This is a genomic window from Martelella sp. AD-3, from assembly GCF_001578105.1.
GTDB lineage: Bacteria > Pseudomonadota > Alphaproteobacteria > Rhizobiales > Rhizobiaceae > Martelella.
In genome coordinates, this window is record NZ_CP014275.1 from 1,065,546 (window position 1) to 1,081,179 (window position 15,634).

Consider the following 15,634-nt stretch of genomic DNA (forward strand, 5'->3'; position numbering starts at 1 on the left):
TCCGAATGGACGCACGGCGCTAAACGGCGTCATCCGTGTCAGGCAGTACAAGATAGATCAACACGGCGATGATCGTGATGAAGAAGCGGAATGCGCTGGATACGCCGTTCCACTGGTCGGACATCCACATTCCGAACCACTCGCCGCCAATCGACATAAAGCCGACCTGCCAGGTCAGAAAACCGAGCGTCAGCCCCACGACCGCCCATTTCTTGGCGGCGTTGAACACCTGCGCGGGGCGCCGAACGGCAGCAAGCAAACGCAACCCTCCGATCCAGCAAAACAGCGCAGTGAGGGTCTCCAGGGCGATGATGAAGATGTAGCCCGCGTGATGGAGCGCTTCGGACTCGATAGCCCGGTACTTGATGGATGAGTCGGGAAAAATGGTGTCCATCAGGAAAACATGATGAACAAACGCAAAGTTCGACCCGTAATCCGTGACATTCCCGAACGCCACAAGCGAAGCAAAAAAGGCTATCGCGAGAACCGTCAAGGACTTCGACAATCTGATGGTCATGAAACTAGACTCCCTGGCATTTCGTATTCCGGAACGACAAGTGAAGGTTGCACTGACGTTCTTTGCTCGGATTTGACAACTGTCAGCGCACCGCCAATCGCGCGAAGGGATTGAGACGCTTGCCCGTTCAAGGGCGGCTGAGCGGTTGTTCGCGGGCGTTACCATGATGTGAGGCCGGGTGGATACAGGCAGACTTGTCAGTTGCGGTTCTGATGAGCGGTTGCGCGTTTCTTCGAGGCGCGTCATCCTTGCACCGACCGAACCTGCTCTGGCGGCCCTGCAGCCGGGGGCTTTCTCGGGGCTTTTGGAGCGTCCTGCGTCCATTCGCACGCACAAAGGACGCTCTAACCTATTGAATCTACGCATCGTGCCTTTCGAGAATCGATTTCGATTTTCGGCCCGATGCGCTAGCCTCTCGACCGAGTGTTCGGGACGTTTTTTCCGTTTTTGTTCAGGAAAGCGAAATTCCCTCTTGCGCACAGAAACCCGAAAGTCTAATGGGGACGGGCCGTTATGGCTGGTCGGGGTGTAGCGCAGCCCGGTAGCGCACTTGACTGGGGGTCAAGGGGTCGTGGGTTCGAATCCCGCCACCCCGACCATTTAAACTTCCCCCAAAAACGTCCTGAAAATCAGACGGATACAAGCGATTGAGAAAATGGACCGGGGTGATCGCCCTTCGGGCCATGCAGGCTTCTTCGCCCGTCCTCCCGTTGCGGAAACGGTTTCCAATCAACCGAAAAAGCTCTAGAAGTCGCTTGAGAGCAACCGGAACGGGCATGACCCGCTTCAGTGAGGGAGAAGAACGATGGATGATGCCGTCAAGGGCTGCTGTGCCGTCTCGCGCAATGCAGGAGAGCCGGTGCCCGCCGCCGCGCCCGCCGCCGCGCCTTCCGTTGCCGGCGAGCGCTCCAATGCGATCTTCATTCCCGGCGGACGCAGCCATGTGGGCATGGACAATCCGGTCATCCCGCTTGATGGAGAGGGACCGGCGCGCAGCGTGAAGCTCAACGACTTTCTGCTGGAAGCCCAGACGGTGACGATCGGCCGCTTTGCCGATTTCGTCGCCGCGACAGGCTATGTCAGCGAGGCGGAGCGTTTCGGCTGGTCGGCCGTTTTCGCCGGGCTCCTGCCCGCCGAGACCGAAGTTACGGGCAATGCGCCGTCAACGCCGTGGTGGGTGCGCGTCGACGGGGCCAGCTGGCGTCAGCCGGAAGGGCCGGGAAGCTCGGTCGAAGACAGGCTCGATCATCCCGTAACCCAGGTCTCGCATGCCGATGCTCTGGCCTTTGCCGAATGGGTCGGCGGCAGGCTGCCGAGCGAGGCCGAGTGGGAACGCGCCGCCCATGGCGGCGTGCGCGGCCGCAAGTTCACCTGGGGCGACGAGGAGCCGGACGACGAGACCGTTTTCTGCAACATATGGCAGGGAACCTTTCCCCATACCAACACCATGGCTGACGGCTATATGGCCACAGCGCCTGCGCGGTCCTTTGCGCCGAACGAGGGCGGGTTCTACAACATGGCCGGCAATGTGTGGGAATGGACGGCGGATCCCTTCCGCATCCGCTCGCTCTCGCGCCACGCCAAGAAACGAAATGCCGATGCGGCGGCCGCCGGCGAGAGGCTCCTGAAGGGCGGTTCCTTCCTTTGCCACATCTCCTATTGCTATCGCTACCGGATCGCAGCCCGCATGGCGCTCACGCCCGACAGCGCGGCCAGCAATGTCGGTTTTCGCGTGGCTTATGATGCCTGAACCTCAGGCTATGCCGGAGCCGGAGCGTTTCTTCGGCATGCGCTCGGGGTGGACGCCTGCCTGGGCCAGGGTTCGTTCCAGAAGCTGTTCATAGATCGGATGACCGCCGATCCACTGCGCCACGAGATTCGCCGTCAGGCAGGTGGCGATCAGCGGCAGCGTCATCGTGTAGGCGCCGGTGAGCTCCAGCGTCAGCGCCACGCCGACGATCGGCGCGCGCACCGATGCCGAGAACAGCCCGCCCATGGCGGCAATGCCGAAGGTAAGCGGCACGGCGGCGCCTTCGGGCAGGAGCCCCGCAAGCGCTGTGCCGAAGGCAAGCCCGATGCAGATGGCAAGCGCCAGCATCGGCGCGAAGATGCCGCCCGGCGTGCCGGCGGAATAGCTGGCAACCATGCTGACATAACGCAGCACCGCAAGCCCCAGCAGCGCGCCGAGCGCCAGGTTGTCGCGCGCCATCATCACGATCACGTTCTCGCCGCCGGTGACGGCGCGCGGAAACAGGATGAACAGCGCGCCGACGGCAAGGCCGATCAGCCCCGGCATCAGGTATGGCACGCGCCTGTGCATGGCCATGACGAAGTTGCTCACGCCCATGATTGCGGCGTTGAGGCTGACGCCGACGGCGCCGAGCACGCAGCCGAGGATGACAAAGGCTGGCAGCAGCGCCAGTGCCGGAGCGGGCACGGACATGGAAAAATCGGGCGCCGTGCCGCCGATGACTTCCGTCATGACGGTGGCGAAGAAGGCGGCGGCGATCACGCCCATATAGGTGCGGAAGGTATAGGGAAACTGGCTGTGCGTTTCCTCGACGATGAACAGCACGGCGGCAAGCGGGGCATTGAAGGCGCAGGCAAGGCCGGCAGCAGCACCCGCGCCGAGGAGCCCGCGCCGCTCCACATCGGAGACCTTGAAGAAGTCGGTGATCGCCGCCGAAATCGATGCGCCGATGTGAATGGTCGGACCTTCGCGGCCGAGCACCAGCCCCGAGGAAAGGGCCGCGATGCCGGTGAGATATTTGACGGGCAGGACCTTGCGCCAGTGCACGGTGCGCAGATTGCTCATCGCGCCCTCGATTTCCTGGACGCCGCTGCCGCCGGCCTCCGGCGCATAGCGGCGAACGACATAGACCGAAGCGACCGTGAGGCACATGGTGACGAGCGCGGCAGCGCCGACCAGGAACGCGCCGTCGAGATGGCGCGACAGCACGGTCGGCCAGATGAGCAGCCTGTCGATGATCAGGTGGAAGAACGAACCGGCCGTGCCGGTCAGGATGCCCGCAGCCGCAGCCAGGACGATGAAGCGGGCCTCGGCCCGCCGGTCGCCGGGTTGATCGGGAAGCTGGGACATGTCATCCATGGGTAACCAACCGGATCGCAAGGGGTCAACATCAACGGAAAAGCAGGTGCATCGGAGCCTTGGGCTTGCAAGGCCCGTCGTGTTGCATCCCCCTTCACGCAAGGCCAGTATGCAGACAAGCGAATTGGAGTCTACCCTCGATCAAGGTCCATTCACACATTGCTTCCGCAACGTCATCAAGCCTTTATAATGCCTTGTATAGTAAGGGGAAAACGAAAGGAACTTTATCGTGACGGATGCCACTGCCGGTGATTTCGCGCTGAGCGCGCCCCTGACGCCGCTTGCACGGATAATCGACCAATCGCCGTTGACGCTGAAGCCCGAGACGAGTGCGGGCGAGGCGGTGAAGCTTTTCACCAAAAGCGGCGGCAGGTCCGTCACCATGGCCTGTATCCGCGATGCGGAGGGGCTTCTCGCCGGCGTCGTCTCCCTGCATGACTGCCTCCGCCACAAGCTTGACGATCCGGTCGGCATGTTTGCCCGCACGGACATGGCTGTGGCCCGTGCCGATCGTTCGGCCGAATCCGTTGCGCATGAGATGGTCGAGGGCGATATCGACTTCATGCCTGTCGTCGATCGGAGGAACCGGCTTGTCGGCATCATAGACGGCGCGCGGGCGAGCCGCTTCATGGTCGATACGCTGCAGGAGGACGCCGAGGTCTTCGTCGGCCTTTCGGGCACGGTCAACGACGACTATTTCGAGCGTTCGGTCTGGTCGGACTTCCGTCGCCGCTTTCCCTGGGTGCTGGGTCTGGCGATTGCGGGTCTCGCCGCCGGCTATGTCGTCCATATCTACGAGAGCGCTCTCGATGCGCTGGTGATCCTCGCGCTCTACATGCCCATGGTGGCCGATACCGGCGGCAATGTCGGCACCCAGTCGGCCAGCCTCGTCACCCGCGTTCTGACAACCGGCGGCATCCGCTGGGCAGAGGCAGCGACGATCATGTGGCGGGAAATGCGCGTTTCGTTGCTGATGGCCGCGATGCTGTTTGCCTTCGCCTTCCTCAAGGTGGTGCTGATCTCCAACGCCGCCGATGTTCCGGAAGGGATGACGCTTGAAGCGATCGGTCTCGCCATTGCCGTCGCCCTTGCCGCCCAGGTGGTCTCCGCCACGCTGATCGGCGCGCTGCTGCCGCTCGGCGCCGTTGCCGTGAAGCAGGATCCGGCCGTCGTCTCGGGCCCGGCGCTGACCACCATCGTCGACCTGACGGGGCTACTTCTCTATTTCACCATCACCACCATGATGCTTGGCATCGTCGTCGTGCATCAATAGAGGCACAGGCTCAGACCCCGTCTCCCGCGTGCCGGGCCTCGCGCATGCTGAGCGCTGCGGCAAGCGCGAAGCAGAAGGCGCCGAACCAGAGATTGGCGTTGGAGACATCCATCAACCCGGCCGAAACGCCATGGCGGGGCACATAGGCGAGCGTCGAGGCGATCATGAAGGCGATGCAGCCGACAAGGTTGATCGCGGCGATCCACCAGCCGAGTTCGCGGCGGGGCTTTGAGAAATGGGCGTGTCCGACCTCGATATAGGCGAGATAGGCCGAGACCAGGAACAGCACGGAGCCGATCATGCCCGGCGTCCAGATCGCGAGATCCTGCGCGACCCAACCCTTCGGCGCGTTGATGGCATCGAAGGTGTTGAAGTTGAACGCAACCGTGCCGACGAACTGCGTCGCGGCGCTGAGCCAGCCGGGGCTGTCCGGGCTCCAGCCGAAGAGCTTCGGCCTGACGCCGGAGCCTGCCGCCGTCTGGTCGGCATTGGCCGCCTGGAACAGCTGCAGATAGGCCGCCGTCGTGAACGGAATCGAGCCGAGGAAGAAGGTGACGTTGGTCGTCCACCCCGGCAGACCGGAGACGAGCTTCGGATAGAGCGCCATCGCGCTTCCCGCCATGAACAGCGAGGCGCCGATGACGAAGACCAGCCCCATGATCCAGTTATAGCGGGCGGTCTGCCAGGCTGGCGCGCGAACGTGTTCCAGCGCGCGCCTGTGGCGGAACAGTCCCTTGCGGTGATCGCGGGCACGCCAGAGCAACCGGCGACCGTCGCGCGTTTCGTGACGCAGCGTGACGAAAGGCCAGGCGCCCGCCTGAAGGTGCTCTTCCGCGTGGGTGTCCTTTGACATCATGCCTTCTTCTGTCTGCCGGTAACTCTTTGATGACGCTTGCCGGCGACTTTGGCCGCTCGTGTGGCGAAGGTCAACCACGGGGAATGGCCGGAGATCGCCAAGCGGGCGCTCTTTGCTGTTGATCGCAGGCGTCATTCGGGCAAGACTTGGCGCAGTCTGCAGGAGACGGGGCGGGATGGCTGCCTGCCGCGAAACGAGAGGGATGAATAACGCATGGATCGCGCACACGACCCGAGCCAGCTTGAAATGGTTGTATTGATGACGCCGGACATGGCGAATTTCTCCGGCAAGGTGCACGGCGGGGCTCTGTTGAGTCTGCTCGACCGCGTGGCCTATTCCTGCGCCGCGCGCTTTTCCCAGGATTACGCCGTCACGCTGTCTGTCGACCAGGTGACCTTTCGCGAGCCGATCAATGTCGGCGAACTCGTCACGCTTCGCGCCTCCGTCAACTATACCGGACGGACATCGATGGAGATCGGCATCCGGGTGGAGGCGGAGGATGTGCGCACCGGCCATCGCCGCCACACCAATTCCTGTTATTTCACCATGGTCGCCGTGGATGAGCGCGGCAAGCCGACGCCGGTGCCGAAGCTCGATCTCGATACGCCCGACAAGGAACGCCGCTTCGAGGAGGCCCAGATGCGCCATCAGTTGCGCAAGGAATACGAGGCCCGTTTCCGGGAACTGAAATCCGAAAAGGGCTGAGGCCGGAGCTTTCTGTCTGGAACGGCTTTCGCCGGCCTATGCTGCGCCGCAAACGATAACGTGCGGCTCACATTTTCTTCATCGCGTGGAAACTCTGTAAAATCAGTCATTTGGTTCATTGAACAGTTCGTTCAGCATTTGCGAAATTGTCGAGCACGCAAATTCCGCTAGCTGTGGTGGTGCACGCGACCATTCCGGTCCTGTCCAAACCGCATCAGCGAAAGGTTATTCATGTTCCGTTTTGCTACCACGGCTGTCGTTCTGTCCTTGATGTCCGCTCCGGTTCTTGCCGCCCCGGTCTCCTATGAGTTCGACAAGTCGCACAGCAACCTGTCATTCAGCTACAACCACCTCGGCTACTCGATCACCGACGGCCGTTTCGGCGAGTGGGATGCCACGTTGACGATTGACGCCGAGGCGCCGGAAAACTCTTCGGTTGAGTTCGTGATCGCCGCCGACAGCCTCGACACGTTCTGGGATGCGCGCGACGAACACTTCAAGAGCGCCGATTTCTTCGACGTCGCCAATTATCCGGACATCACCTTCGTCAGCACCGAGGTGAAGAAAATCTCCGATACCGAGCTTGAAGTCACCGGCGACCTGACGATCAAGGACACCACTGTTCCTGCTGTTCTGGCTGTCGAAATCCTGTCCTTCGGCGAGCACCCGATGGCCGAGAAGCAGGCTGCCGGCTTCCTGGTGGAGACGACCGTGCTGCGCTCCGATTACGGCATGGACATGTACACGCCCTACATCGGCGATGAAGTGTCCGTCGTCTTTTCCGGCGAAGCGCTGATTGCCGAGTAACGGCTGACGGCAAGCCGCGCGGGGCGGGGCCGGCAGGCCGGTTCCGCACGCGCCCGGAGATGTTTCAATGATCAAGAACACCAGACATGGTTACGGCGCCGTCGCCATCCTGTTTCACTGGGTCATGGCGCTGCTCATTCTCGGCATGCTCGGCCTTGGCCTCTATATGGTGCGGCTGCCGCAGTCGGACCCGAATGCCTTCGCGCTGTTCCAGTTGCACAAGTCGATCGGCTTCGTCGTGCTGACGTTCGCCATGCTTCGGCTGCTGTGGCGGGCCGTCAACCCTTCGCCGAAACTGCCGGCGGACATGCCTGTCTGGGAGAAGGGTGTCGCGCATCTGGGGCATGCCGGGCTTTACGCGATGATGTTCCTGCTGCCGCTTTCCGGCTGGCTGGTGGTCTCGGCGTCTCCCTGGGGCATCCCGACGATCGTCTTCAATCTTTTCGAGGTGCCGCATCTGCCGGTGCCGGGGGACAAGGCTGCCACGGAGGCGCTTGCCGCCGCCGTGCATGAATACGGCGCCTATTTCCTCATCCTGCTTGTCGCCGGCCATGTGGCCGCAGCCTTCAAGCACCATTTCATTGCCCGCGACGAGACGCTGAGGCGCATGGTGCGCCCCTCGCGCGCGGCGTGACCCGGACACAGGAGAACGATATGAGATTCAAAGCTTTCACCGCCGCTCTGGCGCTCGCAACAGCTTTCGCCTCGCCGGCGCTTGCCGAAACCTGGACCGTCGATCAGGACAACAGCTCGCTCGGTTTCGAGGTGCCCCAAGGGGGCAAGACGCTTTCCGGCACATTCGAAAGCTGGGCGGCATCGATCGACTTCGACATGCAAGCACCGGAAGACGCGCTCATCACCGTCGAGATCGACACCGGAAGTGCTGTAACCGGCAACGGCCAGTATGACGGCATGCTGGAGACGTCCGACTGGTTCGCCGTCGATGAATTCGGATCAGCCGATTTCACCACGGACAATGTCCTGGCTCTCGATGACGGCAGCTACAAGGCAGACGGCCTTCTGACGATCAAGGCGGTCACCCTGCCTATCGAGCTCAACTTCACGCTCGATATCGACGGCGATACGGCCCATGTCGTCGGCACGGCGACGCTTGACCGCAAGGAATACGATCTCGGTCCCGCCGTGAACGCCGATACGGTCGGCGAGACGGTGACGGTGCTTCTGGATTTGACGGCGATGCGGTAAAACAGTCCGCGATTCATACGAAAAAAAGCCGTTGCATCGATCAGATGCGGCGGCTTTTTATTGACGGCAAGCTTTGGCTTGTTACTCGTCGCTCATCTTCAGCGCGGCGATGAAGGCTTCCTGCGGGATTTCCACCTTGCCGAACTGGCGCATGCGCTTCTTGCCGGCCTTCTGCTTTTCCAGAAGCTTGCGCTTGCGGGTGGCGTCGCCGCCATAGCATTTTGCCGTCACGTCCTTCCGGAGCGCCGAGATCGTCTCGCGCGCGATCACATTGCCGCCGATGGCGGCCTGGATCGGGATCTTGAACATGTGCTTCGGGATCAGCTCCTTCAGCTTCTCGCACATGTCGCGCCCGCGCTTTTCGGCCGCCGTCCTGTGCACCAGCATGGACAGAGCGTCGACCGGCTCGCCGTTGACGAGGATCGACATCTTCACCAGATTGCCGGCGCGATAGTCGTCGAGGTGATAGTCGAACGAGGCGTAGCCCTTGGAAATCGACTTCAGCCGGTCGTAGAAATCGAACACGACCTCGTTGAGCGGCAGGTCGTAGGAGAGCATCGCCCGGTTGCCGACATAGGTCAGATTGGTCTGGATGCCGCGGCGGTCCTGGCAAAGTTTCAGGATCGCGCCCAGATGATCGTCCGGCGTCAGGATCGACGCCTTGATCCACGGCTCGCGGATCTCGGCGATCTTCACCACTTCCGGCATGTCGGCCGGATTGTGCAACTCGATCTCGCGCCCGTCCGTCATCGTCAGTTCGTAGACAACGGAGGGGGCGGTTGCGATCAGGTCGAGGTCGAATTCGCGCTCCAGCCGCTCCTGGATGATTTCCAGATGCAAGAGGCCGAGGAAGCCGCAGCGGAAGCCGAAGCCAAGCGCTGCCGAACTCTCCATTTCGTAGGAGAAGGACGCATCGTTGAGCCTGAGCTTGCCGACGGCGGCGCGCAGGTCTTCGAAGTCGTTTGCATCGACCGGGAACAGACCGCAGAACACCACCGGCTGGGCCGGCTTGAAGCCCGGCAGCATCTTTTCCGTCGGGCGCTTGTCCTCCGTGATCGTGTCACCGACGCGGGTATCGGCCACTTCCTTGATGGAGGCGGTAATGACGCCGATCTCGCCGGGGCCGAGCTCGTCGACAACCAGCATTTTCGGCGTCAGCACGCCGACGCGGTCCACCGGATATTTGGCGTCCGTGCCCATCATGCGGATGGTCTGGCCCTTTTTCAGAATGCCGTCGATGACGCGCACCAGAACCATGACGCCCAAATAGGTGTCGTACCAGCTGTCGACCAGAAGCGCCTTCAGCGGCGCATCGGCGCCCTTTTCGGTCGCAGGCGGGGGCAGCTTGTGGACGATGGCTTCGAGCACGTCCGGCACGCCCATCCCTGTCTTGGCGGAGATCAGCAGCGCGTCGGAGGCATCGATGCCGATCACATCCTCGATCTGCTCCTTGACCCGCTCGGGGTCGGCGGCCGGCAGGTCCGCCTTGTTCAACACGGTCACCAGCTCATGATCATTGTCGATCGCCTGATAGACGTTGGCGAGCGTCTGCGCCTCCACGCCCTGGGATGCGTCGACCACCAGCAGCGACCCCTCGCAGGCCGAAAGCGAGCGCGAAACCTCATAGGCGAAGTCGACATGGCCGGGCGTGTCGATCAGGTTCAGCACGTAGGTCTCGCCGTTCTTCGCCTTGTAGTGCAAGCGCACGGTCTGGGCCTTGATGGTGATGCCGCGCTCGCGCTCGATGTCCATGTTGTCGAGAACCTGGGCGGACATCTCACGCTCCGCCAGCCCGCCGCATGTCTGTATCAGGCGGTCGGCCAGCGTCGATTTCCCGTGGTCGATATGGGCCACGATGGAAAAGTTGCGGATATGGTCCAGTGGAATGCGGTCTTCATTTGTGCTCATGCGCGCGCATATAGCAGCGCGCGCGGTTTCTTGGAAGCGAAATTGCGGGGAGAGCAGCGTGGTCAGCAGCCGAGCGCTTCTTGATCTTTGATATAGCTTTCGCGCTCCGAATGCAGATCCTTGATGCGATAGGCAATGTCGATCTTCCATCGCTTGATCTCTTCGATCATCCCCTCCGCACTTTCGATTTGTTTCTGAAGGTCTCGTGCATCCCTAAGCTTCATTGCGACATAGACAACCGTGACGACTCCACCGAGGCGCTTGACGATGGTCTCGGCGGCAATGCCGATGATATCATGGGCGGAAATGCCGAGATCGCTGATGATATCAAGCAGTTTGGGGCGGTATTGCTTGATCTTGTTTTCAAGGTCCGAAATCTGTGCATCATGTTTGCGGCTCTCTGCCGCCAGTTCGTCGCTCCGGGCCAGCAGAGCTTTTTCAATACGGCGCAAGCGGCTGCATTCAGAGTAATTGTCGTTTGCCATCCGGTGGCCTTTCTCGCTATCTTGCTCGCACCTGCAATTTTAAGGCGAGACGGCAATGCGAGGAAAAGCGGCGATATCTTTTGCCAGGCTGGTCTTCGCTTCGGCCGCGTTCATGCTGATGTCTTTGTCCGGTCCACAAACGAGCTTTGCAGGGGATTGGTCGTTTCAGGAACATCCTCAGCCAAGCACAGAAATCTCGTTCGAGGAATTGCTCTATATCGATGGCGACTGGAAACGGGACGGAATGCTGCCGGAGTGCGGCGGCAAGGTGCATCGCAGCTACGAAATCTACCTGAAATACTTTCCCGAATATGCGGAGACTGCTGAGCCGGAGCAGGCCTATCAGACCTGGCGGGACTATATACTGGCGGACGAAGAGAATTCTCTCGGTGGCTGCATGACCGGCGCTTACGCCTCTGCCATCGAAACGCTCTACAAGCGCGATCCGTCACGCATCACGGTCTCCTATTGCGGCCGTTTTTCCGGAGAACCGACGACGGAGGAAGACCTGTTCGTTGTCGATAAAATCCGCTACCTTGAGGGGCTGGCCGACAAGGGCTTTGCGGTGGCGCAAGGCTATTATCTGCTGATGGACGGCAACAGTGTGGTCCGGCTGAACCCCGATATCCTCTACTTCCTCAGACGTGCGCTGGACGGTTCCTCCTTTGCAAACGATCTTGGATTGTTCGATACCCAGGACAGCATCTTCGCCGTCAACAGCCCTGGGCTGGAGGAACAGCTCAGCTCCGAGCGCAAGGCCTTCGTCGATGGCGCTGTGTTGCGAAACGATCTTTCTGCCGTGCTGGAAACCACCGGTCCTTGCGGGGATACGGCCTGGCGAGAGGCTGACTAGGCCTGCAGCCTGACAGCCGGGCGGTTCCAGAAAATATCCGCTTGACTCTCTTATAGTGGAAATCCATGATCGCATCATGGATATTATCGACTCAACTTTCGACCGAACCATTGCGCTCAACCTCAAGAGGCTGCGGGCCGAAAAGGGGCTGACGCTCGACCGGCTTGCCGAACTGTCCGAGGTCAGCCGGGCGATGATCTCGCGCATCGAGCGGGCGGAGGCCTCGCCGTCCGCGCTGGTGCTGGCGAAGATCTGCGCCGCGCTCGGCACGTCGCTCTCGGCCTTCTTTTCCGATGCGGACAGGCCTGTCGATCCGCTGTCGCGCCGGGTCGACCAGCCGGTCTGGCGCGATCCGGAGACGGGCTATACCCGTCGTTCGATATCGCCGTCGGGCACCGGTTCGGCGGTCGATATCGTGCTCATCCGCTTTCCCGCCGGCGGCCGCATCGCCTATCCGCCCAAGCACGGCGCGGCGGAGCTGCGCCAGCACGTCTGGGTGCTGGATGGCGTGCTCGATGTCGAGTTCGGCGAGGAGAACCATCAGCTTTCCAAGGGCGACTGCCTGTTCATGCCGGTGGCGGACCCGCATGTTTTCTCAAATCCCGGCGCGACCGATGTCACCTATTCGGTGATCATCGAGCGCGCGCCATAGTCAGGAGCAGTCATGGACATCAGACTTTTGGACGGTGCGGAGGCGGAAGCCGCCATTCCCGGACTTTGCGCGTTGCTGGCCGACAGTATCGAGGACAATGCCTCCATGGGCTTCATGGCGCCCTATGATGCGGGCGCGGTCGACGCGTTCTGGCGGCAAGTTGCCGCCGGCGTTGCGGCCGGATCGGTCATTCTCGCCATTGCCGAGGAAGACGGTGTGCTCGTCGGCACGGTGCAGGCGGGGCTGGCGCAAAAGCCGAACCAGCTTCATCGCGGCGATGTGATGAAGCTCATCGTGCTGCGGGCATGCCGTGGACGGGGCATTGCGCGCCGCCTTATGGAGGCGCTGGAGGCCGAATGCCGCAAGCGGGACCGCTGGCTTCTGGTGCTCGACACCGCCACCGGCAGCGCGGCGGAGGCGATCTATCCGCGCCTCGGCTGGAACCGCGTCGGCGTGGTGCCGGACTATGCGCTTTATCCCGAAGGCGGCTATTGCGACACGACCTTCTTCTACAAACGCCTTCAGGGCTGAGCATCGTCCTCTTCGGGAAAGAATACGGCTTCGATCGGCAATCCGAAGACGCCCGCGATCCTGAAGGCCAGCGGCAGTGACGGGTCATAGCGCCCCGCCTCGATCGCAATCACGCTCTGGCGGGAAATGTTCAGTTCTTCGCCGAGCCTTGCCTGTGACCAGCCGCGCTCGGCCCTAAGGCGCTTCACGATGTTCTTCATCCGAGCGAGCCGGTCTCGCGCCAGGTGAGATAAAGGGCCGCAACGGCATAGGATAGCCAGTAGATCGGATTGAGCCAGAACAGCGAGAATGTGTCGATATCGCCAAAAAGCTCCAGATAGCCCAAGGCGGTCGCCAGGCAGAAGACCACTGCCAGACCCGCGATGATCGCGCGGATTTGTATGACGCGAAGAAATTCGTCGATCTCGCGGACATAGCGCAGATGCGCCCAGAAAAAAGCGAGGAGGGCGGCAATGGCCACCGCCATCAGCCCGATGACCATGACGGACACATCCGGCCTGTGGTCGCTCATCCGGTCGATTGCGAATGACGCGGCGAGGAAAATCACCAGTGCTGGAATCATTGCGGAAAAATAGCGCCGTGTCGCCTGATTGTTGGTCATCGGCCTGGTTCCTGATTTGTAAAGTTACCTTTACATACATCGCCTCGGCCGGATTGTAAAGTCTGCTTTACAACTTGCTTATCCGGTGAGCCAACCATGCGGCCTGAGGCGTAATCCGCAATTGTGCGGCAGAACTTGGCGTCTGCTGTGGATTTTGCGCCGGAATGGGGCTACCGAAAGTGAGGAAATCTCATTGGTAAGGGGTCCGAAAATGCGTGTCATCTATTCCGAGGATCACAAGCTGCGTGACGCCAAGACCGAGCTGCATGGCGGAGAACTGGTGAAGCCGTTTGAGGGGCCGTTCCGGGTGGAGTGGATCCGGGCCGCGCTGAAGGAAAAGGGGTTTGACGACGAGGTCGCGCCGGCGCGCCACGATCTTTCCGTGCCCCTCAAACTGCACGATGCCGGCTATCTGGAGTTCCTTGAAACCGTCTGGGAGCGCTGGCTGTCGGCCGGCTTCACCACCGAGGCGATCCCGATCTCGCTTCCCGTGCGCCGTTCCTACCACGCCCGGCCGCCGCACAATATCGACGGGCTCCTGGGTTATTACGCCAATTCGGTTGAGACCTCGATCACCGAAGGCACCTATGAGGCCGCGATCGCGGCGAAGGACTGCGCCATGACCGGGGCCGATTATCTCGGCGAGGGACATCGCTTTGCCTTCGCGCTCTGCCGCCCGCCCGGCCATCATGCGGGCATCGACCTCTACGGCGGCTATTGCTTCCTCAACAATGCCGCCATCGCCGCCCAGCGAATGCTCGACAATGGGGCAAAGAAGGTTGCCATCCTCGATGTCGATTTCCACCACGGCAACGGCACGCAGGACGTCACCTATGAGCGCGACGACATCTTCTTCGCGTCGCTGCACGGCGAGCCGGATGATGCCTTCCCCTATTTCTGGGGCCACAGGGAAGAGACCGGCAAGGGCAGGGGCGAGGGCTACAACGCCAACTTTCCCATGCCGCGCAACACCGCCTGGCCGGCCTATGGCGAGGCGCTGGAGGCCGCGCTTAGACGGATTTCGGCCTTCGGCGCGGAGGCCCTGGTCCTGTCGCTCGGCGTCGACACCTTCGAAAAGGATCCGATCTCCTTCTTCCGCCTGAAGACGCCTGATTTTCGCACCATGGGCGCCAGGGTCGCCGGGCTCGGCATCCCGGTCCTCACCGTCATGGAAGGCGGCTACGGCGTGCACGAGATCGGCGACAATGTCGCCAATGTCCTGATCGGACTGGAAGAGGACGGAGCCTGAACCCTCCACCGGACAACCCCTCCGTTAATGCTGCATTCAGGTTGAGAGGATTACCGACACCACCGAAGGTTGCGGCTTGACCCTTACCCGGTCCGCCGCCTTTGCTTCAGGTGTTTGCTTCAGGAGGAAGCCGATGTTGAAGGCAGTAAGGAAGGCATTCGTCACGGCCGTGGCGGCGGGCATGCTGGCGGCAGCCGCGATCACGCCGGCCGCGGCGCATCCCGCAGGTGGTTTTCATGGCGGCGGCTTCCATGGGGGCGGTTTCGGTCACTATCACGGCGTGCCCATGGGTCCCGGTCCGGCGCTGCATGGCGGGCTCCACGGGCCTGTCGCTCCGCACTGGCACGGAAATCCGGGCGGTCCCGGCTGGCATGGCGGCGGCCGCTACGGGCCGCATTGGCACGGCAATCCGCCGCCGCCCTACAGGCCGGTCGGTCCCTATCCGGGTCCCTATTTCGGCCCCGTCTATGGCGGTCCCTACGGGCCTTATGGTCCGGGCTGGTATGGCGGCCCCTACTGGAACAACTGGGGCCCGGCGATCACCTTCGGCGCCGGCGCGCTGATTGGCGGCGGCGTTGCGGCAGCCGCATCGTCCGGCGATGTCGCCCCCGTTCAGGCCGGCATCAATCCGAAGCATTATCAATGGTGCGAGGACCACTACAAGTCCTACCGCGCCTCGGACAATACCTACCAGCCCAATAGCGGGCCACGCAAAGAGTGCACCTCGCCCTATTACTGAGACGGCGCGAGAACACGATTTGTGAACGCGCGCGGCGTCTTTTGACCGGCGGCGCGCGCCCTTTCTCCTTTCTGAAACGTTAATCCCGGGTTCAGGCGGGCTTGATTAGTCTCTGCCTGTAACCAAGGATATCGTCGACCGAC

18 protein-coding genes and 1 tRNA gene are annotated in these 15,634 nt (G+C 61.8%); 12 read left to right on the forward strand and 7 right to left on the reverse strand.

Annotation, left to right across the window (positions count from 1 at the left end):
• Positions 1 to 19 precede the first annotated feature (19 nt).
• Complete coding sequence (locus AZF01_RS04865; protein ID WP_024709617.1) at positions 20 to 517, reverse strand: DUF2165 family protein; 498 nt, start codon at positions 515 to 517, stop codon at positions 20 to 22.
• A gap of 522 nt (positions 518 to 1,039) precedes the next feature.
• Here AZF01_RS04865 and AZF01_RS04870 point away from each other — a divergent pair.
• Together AZF01_RS04870 and AZF01_RS04875 are read left to right on the forward strand one after the other, a co-directional pair.
• Positions 1,040 to 1,116, forward strand: a tRNA-Pro gene (locus AZF01_RS04870).
• A gap of 206 nt (positions 1,117 to 1,322) precedes the next feature.
• A complete protein-coding gene (locus AZF01_RS04875; protein WP_024709618.1) occupies positions 1,323 to 2,267 on the forward strand; it encodes a formylglycine-generating enzyme family protein in 945 nt (314 codons plus the stop codon).
• A gap of 3 nt (positions 2,268 to 2,270) precedes the next feature.
• Here the strand turns inward: AZF01_RS04875 and clcA are convergent, their stop codons facing one another.
• The gene (gene clcA, locus AZF01_RS04880) at positions 2,271 to 3,617 is read right to left on the reverse strand and encodes a H(+)/Cl(-) exchange transporter ClcA (protein ID WP_024709619.1); all 1,347 of its coding nucleotides are present in this window, start codon (positions 3,615 to 3,617) and stop codon (positions 2,271 to 2,273) included.
• A gap of 238 nt (positions 3,618 to 3,855) precedes the next feature.
• Between clcA and AZF01_RS04885 the strand changes: the two genes are divergently transcribed.
• Complete coding sequence (locus AZF01_RS04885) at positions 3,856 to 4,899, forward strand: magnesium transporter (RefSeq protein WP_024709620.1); 1,044 nt, start codon at positions 3,856 to 3,858, stop codon at positions 4,897 to 4,899.
• Positions 4,900 to 4,909: 10 nt separating this feature from the next.
• Here AZF01_RS04885 and AZF01_RS04890 read toward each other — a convergent pair whose 3' ends face one another.
• Complete coding sequence (locus tag AZF01_RS04890; protein WP_244435603.1) at positions 4,910 to 5,752, reverse strand: hypothetical protein; 843 nt, start codon at positions 5,750 to 5,752, stop codon at positions 4,910 to 4,912.
• A 216-nt stretch (positions 5,753 to 5,968) separates the two neighbouring features.
• On the opposite strand from AZF01_RS04890, the gene AZF01_RS04895 reads away from it, so the two are divergent.
• The 4 genes from AZF01_RS04895 (at position 5,969) to AZF01_RS04910 (ending at position 8,473) form a co-directional block, all read left to right on the forward strand.
• Complete coding sequence (locus AZF01_RS04895; RefSeq protein WP_024709622.1) at positions 5,969 to 6,460, forward strand: acyl-CoA thioesterase; 492 nt, start codon at positions 5,969 to 5,971, stop codon at positions 6,458 to 6,460.
• Positions 6,461 to 6,691: 231 nt separating this feature from the next.
• On the forward strand, positions 6,692 to 7,267 hold the full coding sequence (locus AZF01_RS04900) for a YceI family protein (protein WP_024709623.1): 576 nt from the start codon (positions 6,692 to 6,694) through the stop codon (positions 7,265 to 7,267).
• A gap of 67 nt (positions 7,268 to 7,334) precedes the next feature.
• On the forward strand, positions 7,335 to 7,901 hold the full coding sequence (locus tag AZF01_RS04905; protein WP_024709624.1) for a cytochrome b: 567 nt from the start codon (positions 7,335 to 7,337) through the stop codon (positions 7,899 to 7,901).
• Positions 7,902 to 7,921: 20 nt separating this feature from the next.
• Complete coding sequence (locus AZF01_RS04910; protein ID WP_024709625.1) at positions 7,922 to 8,473, forward strand: YceI family protein; 552 nt, start codon at positions 7,922 to 7,924, stop codon at positions 8,471 to 8,473.
• An 81-nt stretch (positions 8,474 to 8,554) separates the two neighbouring features.
• On the opposite strand, the gene lepA is transcribed toward AZF01_RS04910, so the two are convergent.
• Positions 8,555 to 10,381, reverse strand: a complete 1,827-nt coding sequence (gene lepA / locus AZF01_RS04915; protein WP_024709626.1) for a translation elongation factor 4 — start codon at positions 10,379 to 10,381, stop codon at positions 8,555 to 8,557.
• A gap of 62 nt (positions 10,382 to 10,443) precedes the next feature.
• Positions 10,444 to 10,866, reverse strand: coding sequence for a hypothetical protein (locus AZF01_RS04920; RefSeq protein WP_024709627.1), 423 nt, complete (start codon positions 10,864 to 10,866; stop codon positions 10,444 to 10,446).
• 208 nt (positions 10,867 to 11,074) lie between these two features.
• On the opposite strand from AZF01_RS04920, the gene AZF01_RS04925 reads away from it, so the two are divergent.
• The 3 genes from AZF01_RS04925 (at position 11,075) to AZF01_RS04935 (ending at position 12,902) form a co-directional block, all read left to right on the forward strand.
• Positions 11,075 to 11,719: a hypothetical protein gene (locus AZF01_RS04925; protein WP_024709628.1), complete on the forward strand. Its 645-nt coding sequence runs from the start codon at positions 11,075 to 11,077 to the stop codon at positions 11,717 to 11,719.
• Between the two features lie 76 nt (positions 11,720 to 11,795).
• Positions 11,796 to 12,371 carry an XRE family transcriptional regulator gene (locus AZF01_RS04930; protein ID WP_024709629.1) on the forward strand — a complete coding sequence of 192 codons (576 nt, stop codon included), beginning with the start codon at positions 11,796 to 11,798 and terminating at the stop codon, positions 12,369 to 12,371.
• Positions 12,372 to 12,383: 12 nt separating this feature from the next.
• Complete coding sequence (locus AZF01_RS04935) at positions 12,384 to 12,902, forward strand: GNAT family N-acetyltransferase (protein ID WP_024709630.1); 519 nt, start codon at positions 12,384 to 12,386, stop codon at positions 12,900 to 12,902.
• Here the strand turns inward: AZF01_RS04935 and AZF01_RS04940 are convergent.
• Together AZF01_RS04940 and AZF01_RS04945 are read right to left on the reverse strand one after the other, a co-directional pair.
• Positions 12,893 to 13,090 (reverse strand): helix-turn-helix transcriptional regulator, encoded by a 198-nt coding sequence (locus AZF01_RS04940; protein WP_371260668.1) that lies wholly within the window; start codon positions 13,088 to 13,090, stop codon positions 12,893 to 12,895. The genes AZF01_RS04935 and AZF01_RS04940 overlap by 10 nt on opposite strands.
• Before the next feature lie 8 nt (positions 13,091 to 13,098).
• A complete protein-coding gene (locus tag AZF01_RS04945) occupies positions 13,099 to 13,503 on the reverse strand; it encodes a hypothetical protein (RefSeq protein WP_024709632.1) in 405 nt (134 codons plus the stop codon).
• A 211-nt stretch (positions 13,504 to 13,714) separates the two neighbouring features.
• Here AZF01_RS04945 and AZF01_RS04950 point away from each other — a divergent pair, with 211 nt between their 5' ends.
• Positions 13,715 to 14,752 (forward strand): histone deacetylase family protein, encoded by a 1,038-nt coding sequence (locus AZF01_RS04950; protein ID WP_024709633.1) that lies wholly within the window; start codon positions 13,715 to 13,717, stop codon positions 14,750 to 14,752.
• A 133-nt stretch (positions 14,753 to 14,885) separates the two neighbouring features.
• Positions 14,886 to 15,491 (forward strand): BA14K family protein, encoded by a 606-nt coding sequence (locus AZF01_RS24225; protein WP_024709634.1) that lies wholly within the window; start codon positions 14,886 to 14,888, stop codon positions 15,489 to 15,491.
• The last annotated feature ends 143 nt before the right edge of the window (positions 15,492 to 15,634 follow it).

What these genes read in the sequence shown, in the direction of transcription:
- AZF01_RS04865 (WP_024709617.1), bottom strand. Translation starts at nt 517, where the DNA reads ATGACCATCAGATTGTCGAAGTCCTTGACGGTTCTCGCGATAGCCTTT.
- AZF01_RS04875 (WP_024709618.1), top strand. Translation starts at nt 1,323, where the DNA reads ATGGATGATGCCGTCAAGGGCTGCTGTGCCGTCTCGCGCAATGCAGGA.
- clcA (WP_024709619.1), bottom strand. Translation starts at nt 3,617, where the DNA reads ATGTCCCAGCTTCCCGATCAACCCGGCGACCGGCGGGCCGAGGCCCGC.
- AZF01_RS04890 (WP_244435603.1), bottom strand. Translation starts at nt 5,752, where the DNA reads ATGTCAAAGGACACCCACGCGGAAGAGCACCTTCAGGCGGGCGCCTGG.
- AZF01_RS04895 (WP_024709622.1), top strand. Translation starts at nt 5,969, where the DNA reads ATGGATCGCGCACACGACCCGAGCCAGCTTGAAATGGTTGTATTGATG.
- AZF01_RS04900 (WP_024709623.1), top strand. Translation starts at nt 6,692, where the DNA reads ATGTTCCGTTTTGCTACCACGGCTGTCGTTCTGTCCTTGATGTCCGCT.
- AZF01_RS04905 (WP_024709624.1), top strand. Translation starts at nt 7,335, where the DNA reads ATGATCAAGAACACCAGACATGGTTACGGCGCCGTCGCCATCCTGTTT.
- AZF01_RS04910 (WP_024709625.1), top strand. Translation starts at nt 7,922, where the DNA reads ATGAGATTCAAAGCTTTCACCGCCGCTCTGGCGCTCGCAACAGCTTTC.
- lepA (WP_024709626.1), bottom strand. Translation starts at nt 10,381, where the DNA reads ATGAGCACAAATGAAGACCGCATTCCACTGGACCATATCCGCAACTTT.
- AZF01_RS04920 (WP_024709627.1), bottom strand. Translation starts at nt 10,866, where the DNA reads ATGGCAAACGACAATTACTCTGAATGCAGCCGCTTGCGCCGTATTGAA.
- AZF01_RS04930 (WP_024709629.1), top strand. Translation starts at nt 11,796, where the DNA reads ATGGATATTATCGACTCAACTTTCGACCGAACCATTGCGCTCAACCTC.
- AZF01_RS04935 (WP_024709630.1), top strand. Translation starts at nt 12,384, where the DNA reads ATGGACATCAGACTTTTGGACGGTGCGGAGGCGGAAGCCGCCATTCCC.
- AZF01_RS04945 (WP_024709632.1), bottom strand. Translation starts at nt 13,503, where the DNA reads ATGACCAACAATCAGGCGACACGGCGCTATTTTTCCGCAATGATTCCA.
- AZF01_RS04950 (WP_024709633.1), top strand. Translation starts at nt 13,715, where the DNA reads ATGCGTGTCATCTATTCCGAGGATCACAAGCTGCGTGACGCCAAGACC.
- AZF01_RS24225 (WP_024709634.1), top strand. Translation starts at nt 14,886, where the DNA reads ATGTTGAAGGCAGTAAGGAAGGCATTCGTCACGGCCGTGGCGGCGGGC.